The 11,606-nt window shown below is 41.3% G+C and carries 10 protein-coding genes; 6 read left to right on the forward strand and 4 right to left on the reverse strand.

Features of this window, described 5'->3' with window-relative positions:
- Positions 1-295 precede the first annotated feature (295 nt).
- Together myaer_RS09430 and lysS are read left to right on the forward strand one after the other, a co-directional pair.
- Positions 296-865: a TIGR04376 family protein gene (locus tag myaer_RS09430; protein ID WP_046661899.1), complete on the forward strand. Its 570-nt coding sequence runs from the start codon at positions 296-298 to the stop codon at positions 863-865.
- Positions 866-978: 113 nt separating this feature from the next.
- On the forward strand, positions 979-2,700 hold the full coding sequence (gene lysS, locus myaer_RS09435) for a lysine--tRNA ligase (protein WP_046661900.1): 1,722 nt from the start codon (positions 979-981) through the stop codon (positions 2,698-2,700).
- A 46-nt stretch (positions 2,701-2,746) separates the two neighbouring features.
- On the opposite strand, the gene myaer_RS09440 is transcribed toward lysS, so the two are convergent.
- Together myaer_RS09440 and myaer_RS09445 are read right to left on the reverse strand one after the other, a co-directional pair.
- Entirely contained in the window at positions 2,747-4,393 is a 1,647-nt protein-coding gene (locus myaer_RS09440; protein ID WP_046661901.1) for a DUF3685 domain-containing protein, read from the reverse strand.
- 58 nt (positions 4,394-4,451) lie between these two features.
- Entirely contained in the window at positions 4,452-4,892 is a 441-nt protein-coding gene (locus tag myaer_RS09445) for a Fur family transcriptional regulator (protein ID WP_046661902.1), read from the reverse strand.
- Between the two features lie 404 nt (positions 4,893-5,296).
- Here myaer_RS09445 and myaer_RS09450 point away from each other — a divergent pair, with 404 nt between their 5' ends.
- The gene (locus myaer_RS09450) at positions 5,297-5,866 is read left to right on the forward strand and encodes a PEP-CTERM sorting domain-containing protein (RefSeq protein ID WP_046661903.1); all 570 of its coding nucleotides are present in this window, start codon (positions 5,297-5,299) and stop codon (positions 5,864-5,866) included.
- 616 nt (positions 5,867-6,482) lie between these two features.
- On the opposite strand, the gene myaer_RS09455 is transcribed toward myaer_RS09450, so the two are convergent.
- Positions 6,483-6,953, reverse strand: a complete 471-nt coding sequence (locus myaer_RS09455; RefSeq protein ID WP_002733042.1) for a DUF29 domain-containing protein — start codon at positions 6,951-6,953, stop codon at positions 6,483-6,485.
- Between the two features lie 178 nt (positions 6,954-7,131).
- On the opposite strand from myaer_RS09455, the gene myaer_RS09460 reads away from it, so the two are divergent.
- The 3 genes from myaer_RS09460 (at position 7,132) to recN (ending at position 10,930) form a co-directional block, all read left to right on the forward strand.
- A complete protein-coding gene (locus myaer_RS09460) occupies positions 7,132-8,190 on the forward strand; it encodes a hypothetical protein (RefSeq protein ID WP_046661904.1) in 1,059 nt (352 codons plus the stop codon).
- Between the two features lie 104 nt (positions 8,191-8,294).
- On the forward strand, positions 8,295-8,975 hold the full coding sequence (rppA, locus tag myaer_RS09465; protein ID WP_046661905.1) for a two-component system response regulator RppA: 681 nt from the start codon (positions 8,295-8,297) through the stop codon (positions 8,973-8,975).
- Between the two features lie 200 nt (positions 8,976-9,175).
- Positions 9,176-10,930: a DNA repair protein RecN gene (recN, locus tag myaer_RS09470; protein ID WP_046661906.1), complete on the forward strand. Its 1,755-nt coding sequence runs from the start codon at positions 9,176-9,178 to the stop codon at positions 10,928-10,930.
- On the opposite strand, the gene myaer_RS09475 is transcribed toward recN, so the two are convergent.
- The gene (locus myaer_RS09475) at positions 10,907-11,548 is read right to left on the reverse strand and encodes a Uma2 family endonuclease (protein WP_046661907.1); all 642 of its coding nucleotides are present in this window, start codon (positions 11,546-11,548) and stop codon (positions 10,907-10,909) included. The two genes, recN and myaer_RS09475, sit on opposite strands and share 24 nt — an antisense overlap.
- Between the last annotated feature and the right edge of the window lie 58 nt (positions 11,549-11,606).

Genomic DNA, 11,606 nt, shown 5'->3' on the forward strand with positions numbered 1-11,606 from the left:
AGGAGTTAAAAATTATCAGATGCCCCCCTTATTAAGGGGGGACTAAGGGGGGATCGGCACCCCCCTTATCAAGGGGGGAAGGGGGGATCGAACCTAAAATCCATTTTTAATTTAATTATAACCAGCTACTTAGTTTTATTATACGGGTTTCCCCGTCCCTAACCCGCGGCTGAATAACATCTTTGTACTACTTTTCCTAAATATATTTAAATCTAGGGTTGATCTAGCCTATGCTAAAAAGAGGGGGATTAAAATCGCTCCTAAACTTTAATGGCAAATTTAGGATACTGCACAGATGGGCAATCTATTTGATGATGTCAGTCGCTTTCTTGAAACCCAACTGGAAGAATTTCTCAGAAGTCATCCCCAATTAGAATTACAGGCGCTGGTAGAGCAACTGCGCGAACAGGAGCGCGATACTGCTAAACTTATTACCGCCCTAGAAAATGAGCGTCAACGTCTCGAACAGCAAATTTTGGCCACTGCCCAAGATATCCAAACTTGGCACGCTAGAATTGATAAGGCTAAGGCCGCTGGACGGCAGGACTTGCTTAAGGCTGCTAGTGAACGCGAGGCAGCCCTATTTCGTCAGGGTAATCAACTTTGGGGACGGATGGAAGGGGTGAAAAAACGTCTGACTCAATCCCAAGAGTTACTGCAACAGATCCAACAACGTCGTCAAGAAGTGCAAATTAAAGCCGAAAAAGCCCCTAAAAATCAGTCGCGTGACTGGGAAACCACTTTTTGGGATCAACCCCAAGAATCGGACTATCAGCGCTCGAACTACGATCATCTCGATCTAAAATTTAAAGAATGGGAAATGGAAGAAGAATTGAAAAAATTAAAGCGAGAAATGGGACGATAATTTTTCAGTGAGCAGTAAACTGATAACTCACATCTGATAACTGATCACTGATAACTGATAACTGAAATCCCCAACACCTAAAAATTCCCCAGAATTGTTCCTCTTAGAAAACGATGGCATCTCAAGCACAAAATCCTGAAAATCAACCCTCCTCTACCCTCGAAGAAATCCGGGCTGCTCGTTTAGAAAAAGTGGCAGGATTGCAAAAAGCTGGCTTAAATCCCTACGCTTACCAGTGGAAATCTACCGCTCACGCTCAACAATTACAAGAGCAGTACGCTGACTTAGCACCGGGAGAAGAAATTAGCACAGAAGTAGCCATTGCTGGTCGGATTATTGCCCGAAGAATTATGGGTAAACTAGCCTTTTTTAACCTGCAAGATGAAACGGGAACGATTCAATTATACCTCGATAAAAAACGCATTAGTGAAACCATGGCCGCCGTGCCGAATGCCTTTAACACGGTAATTAAACTGACCGATACGGGCGATATTTTAGGAGCAAAAGGCACAATTAAACGCACAGAACGCGGCGAATTATCTATCTATGTAAACGAGTATGAAATTCTCACCAAATCCCTCTTACCTCTCCCGGATAAATGGCACGGTTTAACCGATGTAGAAAAACGTTATCGCCAAAGATATGTGGATTTAATTGTTAATCCGGAAGTGCGACAAACTTTTCGCCGTCGCGCCCAAATTACCGCTGCCATTCGCAGATATTTAGACCAAGAAGGTTTTATTGAAATTGAAACTCCGGTGCTACAAAGTGAAGCGGGAGGAGCCGATGCTAGACCGTTTATCACCTATCATAATACGCTGGAGATGGAGTTATATCTCCGCATTGCCACCGAATTACATCTAAAAAGATTGATAGTGGGTGGTTTTGAAAAAGTCTTCGAGTTAGGCAGAATTTTTCGCAATGAAGGGGTTTCTACTAAACATAACCCTGAGTTTACTTCCATCGAAATCTATCAGGCCTATGCCGATTATTATGACATGATGGAGTTAACTGAAAACATTATTGTTAATGCCGCACAGGATGTTTTAGGTACGCTGAAAATCACCTATCAAGACACGGAAATTGACCTAACTCCCCCTTGGCGACGAGTGACTATGCACGAATTAGTCCAAGAAATAACCGGGGTTGACCTTAATAGTTTTGAGGATTTCGAGTCGGCTCGTATTGCCGCAGAAAATGCCGGCATTGGCGTTCCAGAGGACTGTAAAACCATCGGTAAGCTCCTAAATGAAGCTTTTGAACAAAAAGTCGAAGAAACCCTAATACAGCCCACTTTTGTGCTAGATTTTCCCGTGGAAATTTCGCCTTTAGCTAAACCCCATCGCTCAAAAACTGACCTCGTGGAAAGATTTGAATTATATGTGGTTGGACGGGAATTAGCTAATAGTTTTTCTGAGTTAACCGATCCCATCGACCAACGGCAAAGATTGGAAGCACAGGCACTCAAAAAAGCGGCCGGAGATTTGGAGGCCCAAGGCGTTGATGAGGACTTTTTAACCGCTTTAGAATACGGAATGCCCCCCACGGGAGGCTTAGGAATTGGCATCGATCGCCTGATCATGTTATTAACCGATTCTGCCAGTATTCGCGATGTGATTGCTTTCCCCTTATTAAAAAGTCAAAGTACAGCGATTAAATCTTTTGACTACGATGAGGAAAAAAAAATTCTGAAAGTGGAATTTAATCACGGTGGTATCTATCTTTATCATGATCTACCTTTGGCAGTATATAAAGACTTTCAGTCTGCACCATCGAAAGGACAGTTTTTTGTCGGACAAATTCGCGATAAATACAGTTTTGATAAGGAATTGTAAAAGTTAGGGTCACTTCAGTTATCAGTTATCAGTTATCAGTTATCATTCATGATCCCTTTTTACCTTTGACTTCCTGCCAAGTGTTACCGACTCCCTGTAAAACCCCGCGAACTACTAAACCAATACCGCGACCGATAACTTGGATCAGGATATAGACTACTCCCTTACCCACCACCCGAAAAAAAGCGCGTAAACGGGGAGATAAAGAGTCTCTTAATTCTAAGGCGATCGAAACTAACCAGGGTATGCCTGTTAAACTGTTTAATTCTTCCTGTCGGGGGGAATAAATGGCTAAAGATTTGATTTGTCCCTCGCTATAGTGAAATAATTGATATTGACTTTCAAAGATATCTTTGGGTTCTTGCCAGTATTGTTGCCGTCGGTATTTCCAAGATAATTCATTGCGGATTTTAGCTAATTTTCTAGCGATGAGAAATTCTGACCGGTAAAGTTTTTGTTTGATTCTTTCCGATTCCGAGAAGTTATTGAGAATAATTACCGTCACTGCATTGGCAAGATTATGAATGAGATTTTGCAGGAGAATTTCGGCTCTGGCGATGGTTTCAGGAGCATTAGCCCGGTATTCTACTCCGTCAATATTTAAACTATTTTCGTACACTAAATAGGAAAATAAGTCAAGAGTAAAAGGAATTTTATTGAGGATTTCTGTTTGAATTGCCTCTCTTTCTTCTAGAATAATTTCGTTAAGTCTGCTTTTACTAATTTCGTCAGAAACCGAGGCATTAATTTCTAAAAATTTACGCGTAACTTTCTCCCAAATATCGTAAATAATCAGATTTAGGCGACTGTTTAATTCCCCACTGCTAACCTGTAAATATCTCATTTCATCGACATTTTTACGAATTTCATCGAGAACTAAATACAATAATTCCCGTTGCCGATTATCCTGTAAAACATCAATTTCAAAACTAATCTTTGTTCTATTAATTAAAGGCGATCGAATGACTGCTAAAGTGGACTCAAAAACTGCCGAAACACACAGGGGACGCTCGCGGCTTAAAATTGGTAATTCCCGATCGATATTGTTAATTATTACCGGAGGTGTCACTGAAGCTGAATTGTAATAGCTACCTTCCAGGGGAATTAGTTTTCTCACTAGCCATAGGGCGGCTAAAAGTTCTCGTTTTCTCCCCTGCCAATAAAAGCGATCAAAGCTGGATAAAGACTGTTGATTGAGATGGAGATCAATTAAATGTAATTCACTTTCGATGCGATTTAATCCCGTTCTTCCGGCAGCGATTAACCAATGACTAGGGGCTAAACTTGGACGGGTAGCAATGGTGAGAGCAGAAGGGGCAACATCTGGGGATTCATCCCGGGAAATTTGTCCTAAAATACTGATAAATTGCTCTAGGTTTGTGCCTTTGGGAATATAACCGGCGATGCCTAATTCTCTGGCGATTAGTTGCTGTCTGGAATCGAGAGGAAAGGTTAATAGAACAATTTTACTTTCGGGGTAGCGAGAGTGGAGAATTTCACAGTAAGACCAATCAAAAAGAGGATCGATAATAATAATTTCGGGGGAGGGATTCAGAGTCAAAGCGAAAATTGTTTCTAAATCCCCTTCGGTGACGATACTAATATTTTCTATCCGCGACAAGGCCTGCACCAGACCCAAGCGGAAAATCGGGTCATTATCGATGATAATTAAGGTGAGAGGGCGATCGATCACAAGAGTTGCAGCCTGTCAACGGATACTATTCACAGGGCCAATTATACAGTTATCTGGCTCATTTATTTTGTTTATAGCCATAGAAATCGATGCGATAATCGGTAATTTTTACCCCCGTCGATGCCTCGACCTGTTTAATTAATTCCGGGGGAAGTTGGATATGCACATCGATGATTTCTTGACTGTCCAGACAATTGACGTGACTGTGGGAGTCGCTGATGTTACCGTAGAGTCTGCCGTCCCAGCGTTCCACAGATTCGATAATGCCTTGACCCGATAGAGCCTCTAGGTTTTGGTACACTGAGGTATGACCGATGTTTTTTCCTTGCAGATTAAGACGATCATAAATTTCTCGCGCTGATAGGTGTTCCTGCGCTTGCCACAGCAATTCTAAAATATAGCGACGCTGACGACTAACCCGCATTCCTAAAGTTTGACACCTTTCGATCGCATCTTCTAAACACCGGATCGGTTTTTGTTTTACCTCCAAATTGTCCATAGTTGTATCCGTTGACCTCCGCCCTAATACATAGTCATTACCAGTTTAGCTTAGTCTTTCGATCGATGTCCACATTGCGCCAGTTTTTAGCCCCTCTTCAAACTGAGATAAAAAATCAGCAGCGCCAGATTCGAGTAGATTTGCGGGCGAATGAGTGAAACCAACCACTCCAGACACAAAGGAGACAAAGATCGATCGCTACTATATAAGTTACACCGATCACACAAAGAATAAGAGAACCAACCATTTACTTATCTATATAGATAGGATTGAATATTTTCATAAAAAATCCTCTTGAAAAATATTTTGATCAACCTTAACTTTAAGGGGTACATTAATTTATTTTTAGGGCCATGGCCACCAAATCGCCAAAATTATTCGAGTCATTGCGGTCATAGACCGCAATGACTGTCACTACTGTTGGCCTCACCCTAGCCGCTGCTTCTGGTGCTAGTGCCGCAACAGTGTCCGGTTTCCAAACTCCCTACGCTCCCATTAACTGGACATTTACCAATAGTAATGCCGACGGGTCGGTTAATACCGGCGGCGCTCCCGCGTCCATTAGCCTGACTGGGGGGGACAATGGTTCTATGATTTCTGGAACCACAAACTACACCACCACTGCGGCTGCGGCTGGGACGGTGACGTTTAATTGGAACTATTCGACTAATGATAGTGATGGGCCTTTTTCCGATCCCTTCGGATATCTGCTCAACGGCAGCTTCACCCAAGTAACTAATGATGGGGGAGGTGTTGTCCAAAACGGGACATCGACGTTTAACGTCCTAGCTGGCGACAGCTTTGGTTTCCGTATTTTCACTAGAGACAACACCCTCGGACGGGCTAGTGTGACGATTTCTAACTTTTCTGCCCCTGCCCCTGTTCCTGTCTCTGTTCCCGAACCGTCAACTGTGCTGAGTTTGCTGGTACTAGGAGGCTTAGGCGCTGGACTGAAGTACCTTAAGCGGAATTGATATTCCAAAAAACAGGGGACTAGGAGTTGACCTCTCCTCCTAGTTCCCAACTTGATTAGCTGTTGACTGTCTGCGAGTGCCAGAGTTTGGAGCGGGGAGAGTTGCACAATTCTGGCTTTAAGTCAATAGCCTTTACAAAACTTCAAAAATTGCAACATAAAAAAATTTCATCACTGGCGGCTTTTTTTGGGCAAGAGAATCGATATAGTCCCCTGATTGTCTTGGTTTTCCGTTGATTTAAAGTTTAATGCTTAAACTAAGCCCACAGCATACCACGATCATACCATATTAATAAATGTAGGCAACCCCGATTTACAGCCAAATTTTGGCAAATTCTGGGAAAATCAAAATCTTGTAACTTGCTTGTTACACTTGACTAATCGCGCCAAATATTTAAATATTTTAATTATTTACCTTAAATTTATAATTTTTACTTATTCTTGAAGGCTGATTAACTAGGGTTGGGCAAAAAAGCTTGTAAGCTCTATTTAAAGTCAGTCGAATCGCTTAGTATCGGGAGACAGATGTGACTTGTATAGCTTCCCAGTTTTTGAGATTTGAAGACTTTTTAGAAGCATTTTGAAAGTGTCTTAGCTGATGGATTAAATATGAATTATCAGCCATAGAAATCTTCGTCAAGAATCTGTTCTAAGGAAAAAGGGCAGTCTAAGGGATATGCTTCCTCTGGAGGAATCGCAATTCCAAAGTCAGCCAATTTACTTTCCTTGATGGCAATTTTGCGACCTTTAGGATAGGTTTTATCGATGGCGATTGCTAAATGAGATTTCAAAGAAGGGGTGTTTTCTAGTAAGGCGACAACTCGTTCCCTGTGTTCGACAATGGAGCTATACCAGCTAGATTTCATGCTTTCAGGGGCGGAGGATTGTACTTTTAATTTCAGTAAATGAGCCAGCAAAATCATTAAATTTCCTTCCAAGGCATTTTTATCTGATTTACCCAATTCTTTTAACTCCTCAACCAAATGAGATACATCTAATGCCTGAAAATCTCCTTGTTCCAACTGACCTATTGTTGTTATCAGCCATAATTGAAAATCTTGTTCATAGAGTTCTGATTTAGTTATCATAATTGCTTCGATAATAGTTAATCTAGACTGAATTATACTCTATTTTGCAGATTTCGGATGTTTCTAGTGGTAAATGTTAAGTTTTATTACAGGATCTAACATCTGCGCCTATGCCCTATTCCCTTATCCTTAGGATAAGCGGTTAAAATACATCTTAGCTTAAGGACTAGAGAATATTATGAGACTAGAAAAAGAAGATTTTGATTGGGCAGTACAACAAAACCTAATTACTGCCAGCCAAGCTGAAAATTTATGGACAGCTTTTTTGTCCCGTTATCCCCAGGAAGATGAAGTTAATCGCCCTCGCTTTAATTTTGCTAATGTGGCCTATTATTTTGGGGCATTAATTGTTATCTCTGCCCTGGGGTGGTTTATGAATGAAGCTTGGGAGAGTTTCGGTGGTGCAGGACTATTTTTTATCGCCCTGTTTTATGCAATTTGTTTTATTTTCACCGGTAAAAATCTCTATTTTCAGCAAAATCTCAAAATCCCCGGCGGTCTTTTATTTACCATGGCAGTGGCAATGACTCCCTTAGCAATCTATGGTTTACAACGCTGGACAGGATACTGGCAAGCCGGATATCCTGGCATCTATCGAGATTTCCATACATGGATTAAAGGCAGTTGGTTTTTAATGGAATTAGGCACGATTATCGCGGGATTAATAACTTTGCGATTTGTTAAATTTCCTTTTTTAACTGCACCGATCGCCTTTAGTCTGTGGTATATGTCAATGGACTTAACTCCTTTACTATTTGGGGAGAACGAATATACATGGAGACTGCGACTGTGGGTATCCTTTTGGTTTGGAATTGCCTGTTTAATAACTGCCTATTTAATTGATGTACGTCAGCGCCGTAGTCGGGGTGATTTTGCTTTTTGGCTGTACCTATTCGGATTGATTATGTTTTGGTTTAGTCTATCTCTCCTCATCGATGATAATGAAGCGCAACGATTTTTGTACTGTCTAATTAACTTGGGATTGATGTTATTATCCGTCCTGCTAAAAAGAAGATTATTTGTAGTTTTCGGAGGTGTCGGAGTATTTGCCTATCTTTCCTATCTCTCCTATCGTATCTTTGCCGATTCAATTTTCTTTCCCTTTGCCCTAACCGTCCTAGGACTTGGTATTATCTATATGGGAGTTTTGTATCAGCGTCATTACCAAACCCTGGCTAGATTTATTGAAAGTTATATCCCTCTCGAATGGCGCAATTTATTCCCCAAAGATCGATAATTAGGAGAAATGGGGATATGGGGAGATAGGGGAAATGGGGAGATTCAACTAAAAAACCCCAAAACCCCAAAACCCCAAAACCCAACACCATCTTTTTTACTTTTATGAAAATACTTATCGTTGACGATGAAAAAGAATTAACCGAACCCTTAGAACAAATTCTTGCTCAAGAAGGCTATGAAGTTGATATTGCTGATAATGGTCGGACGGGGTTAGAATTGGCACGAGAGAATAATTATGACCTCTTAATTCTCGATTGGATGTTACCCCAGCAATCCGGATTACAAATCTGTCAATATTTACGGGATCAGGGGGACACCACTCCCGTTTTATTTCTAACCGCTAAGGATACCATAGACGATCGAGTGGCGGGATTAGATGCCGGTGCTGATGATTATTTAGTCAAACCCTTTCAACTGCGAGAATTATTAGCGAGAGTCCGTGCTTTATTGCGTCGTTCTCCCAATTTTGAAGCTAGTAATAGCAGTAAATTAAAATGTGCTGATTTAGAACTCGATAGCGAAAATCAATTGGCCTATCGTCACGGTCGCACGATTAGTTTATCAGCAAAAGAAGTACAATTGTTGACTTTATTTATGACCCATCCCGGGCAACTTCTCACCCATGAACAAATTTATCAGCATCTCTGGTCAGAAGGAGAGCAACCTAATAGCAATGTAGTTGCTGCCCTCATGCGCTTGCTGCGTCGTAAAATCGAAGCGGCTGGAGAAACACCTCTAATTAATACTGTCTATGGGAAAGGCTACCGTTTCGGGGAAAATTAGGGAATGCTGAAAGATAATGAGAATAAGTAACTGGTTATAATTAAATTAAAAATGGATTTTAGGTTCGATCCCCCTTGCCCCCCTTAATAAGGGGGATGCCGATCCCCCCTTAGTCCCCCCTTAATCCCCCCTTAATAAGGGGGGTGTCTGATAATTTTTAACGCCTACCTACTTAGCAACTGATTACTGATTACTGATATATGTTATCCTGCCTACAAATTGAAAATTTTACCCTCATCGATCGCCTAGAATTAACTTTCGGGAGCGGATTAAATGTACTGACCGGTGAGACGGGGGCAGGAAAATCAATTATATTAGATGCGATCGATATTGTTCTCGGTGGTAAAGTCAATCATCGCGTCATCCGTCAGGGAAGCCAACAATCAACCCTAGAAGCGACTTTTTCTCTAACTCCAGAATTAATTGCTTGGCTAGAAAGTCAGGAAATTGACCTATTAGAGGATAATAGTCTGACCATCAGCCGGGAATTAGTGATTACTAATAATTCCTTGCGTTCTCGTTCTCGGATTAACGGAGTCGTCGCTAATCGCCAACAAATGGCGCAAATAAGAGATTTTTTGGTAGAAATCACCGCCCAAGGTCAAACAGTTCAGTTAATGGACGCTAATCGACAGAGGGAATTATTAGATCTCTACGGGGGTGAGTCGCTGCTGCTGCAGCGGGAAAAAGTAGCCACAGCCTACCTTAACTGGCAAGAAAGCAAGAATATTTTAAATAATAGGTTGCAATCGGAACAAAATCGCCTACAGAGATTAGATTTATTAGAATATCAACTAAAAGAACTAGAATCAGCTAATTTAACTGACGCTGACGAGTTGGAACAGTTGGAACAGGAAAGAAATCGACTCTCCCACGCTGTCGATTTGCAAAATTCCAGCTATCAAGTCTATCAACTCCTCTACCAAAATGATCGCGATCAACCGGCCGTCGCTGATTTGTTAGGAAAAGCTGAAAATATCTTGACAAATATGATGGTTTATGATAGCAGTTTAGAGCCAATTTTAGAGATGGTGCGATCGGCATTAAATCAGGTAGTGGAAGCGGGACAGGAAATCAACGTTTATGGGGATAGTCTAGAGGCAGATCCCGAGAGATTGAACGAGATAGAAGAGAGAATTGTCCAACTTAAGCGCATTTGTCGCAAGTATGGCCCAAGTTTAGCCGAAGCACTCGATTATTATCAGAAATTACAGCAGGAATTAGCGGAGTTGACGGGAGAAGGACAATCCATTGAAGAATTAGAAAAAATTTGTCAGCAACAGGAAAACATCTATCGAGAAACTAGCACCCAGTTAACCTTTTTGCGACAAGAAACCGCTAGTCAACTAGAAAAACAATTGGTACAGGAATTAAAACCTTTAGCCATGGAAAAGGTGATTTTTGTCTGTCGGATTGACCCGGGTAATCCTAGCAGTCTGGGAGTCGATCAGGTGGTATTTTATTTTAGTCCCAATCCGGGGGAAAAAATCCAACCTTTATCCAGTACCGCTTCCGGAGGAGAAATGAGTCGTTTTCTCCTAGCATTAAAGTCCTGTTTTTCCCAATCCCAATCGGCAGCGGCAACCCTAATTTTTGACGAAATTGACGCGGGAGTATCGGGAAAAGTTGCCCAGGCAATTGCCGATAAATTAGATCAATTAGGTCAACAATATCAAGTTTTATGCGTTACTCATCAACCCTTAGTGGCTGCTTTAGCTGATCACCATTTTCGGGTTTATAAACAAATGATTGCCGAAGATAATTCCACTAATCTCTCGGAAATTCGCACGGTTGTCCGGGTTACTTCTCTCGATAATCGTCAGACGAGAAGGGAAGAATTGGCACAATTAACGGGAGGAAATTCGGCAGCGGATGCCCTCGCTTTTGCCGAGTCTTTATTGGAGAAAGCGGCTGCTAAAAAACCGCAGGATTTAACCTTGAAATTGACTGATTAACCAACGTCCCACCTGACTTTGATCTCTGGTGCGTGCCTGTTGTAAAGCTGACTCTAAAACCGCAAGTTTTAAATTAGGTAAAACCTTTGATATATCAATTCTTTTGCTACCTCGATCGATTATTTCAAAAGCGAATATTTGGGGATAATCGACGTTAACACTCCAGTATTCACTAACCCCTAATTCTTCATAGAGTAAGCGTTTATTACCTAAGTCATCATTAAGGGTAGATTTTGAGATTTCAATGACTAAATCTGGTGGGGGATACTGATTTAAATCAATCAGCGAAGTACCGTAGGGAATCAGATTAGCTTTTTCTGCAAAATAATAAGATATATCCGGTTGGAATTCTCGATAACCAGACTTGCGAAAACTGCAATTATCCTTGGCATTAAAGGCCAGATTTTTTAGGGTAGCATAGAGACTAACAGCGAAGATCAAAATAGCATGATCGCTGGCATGATCGTTACCAATAGGAGTCATTTCTAATCGATAATAGCCATTGTAATAATAACTTTTTCCTTGATTCTCTGGGAGGTGGTTAATTGCTGCTAAGTATTCTTCCCAACTACCTCTAATCCATCGGTCAGTTATCCCCCTAGTTTCTAGCTGTTGCATAGTTATCCTATCCCCCTTTGAACTTTTTCTGTAATTATAGCAATTATCGACAAAATCA

The organism is Microcystis aeruginosa NIES-2549 (assembly GCF_000981785.2).
In the GTDB taxonomy this organism is placed as follows: Bacteria; Cyanobacteriota; Cyanobacteriia; order Cyanobacteriales; family Microcystaceae; genus Microcystis; species Microcystis aeruginosa_C.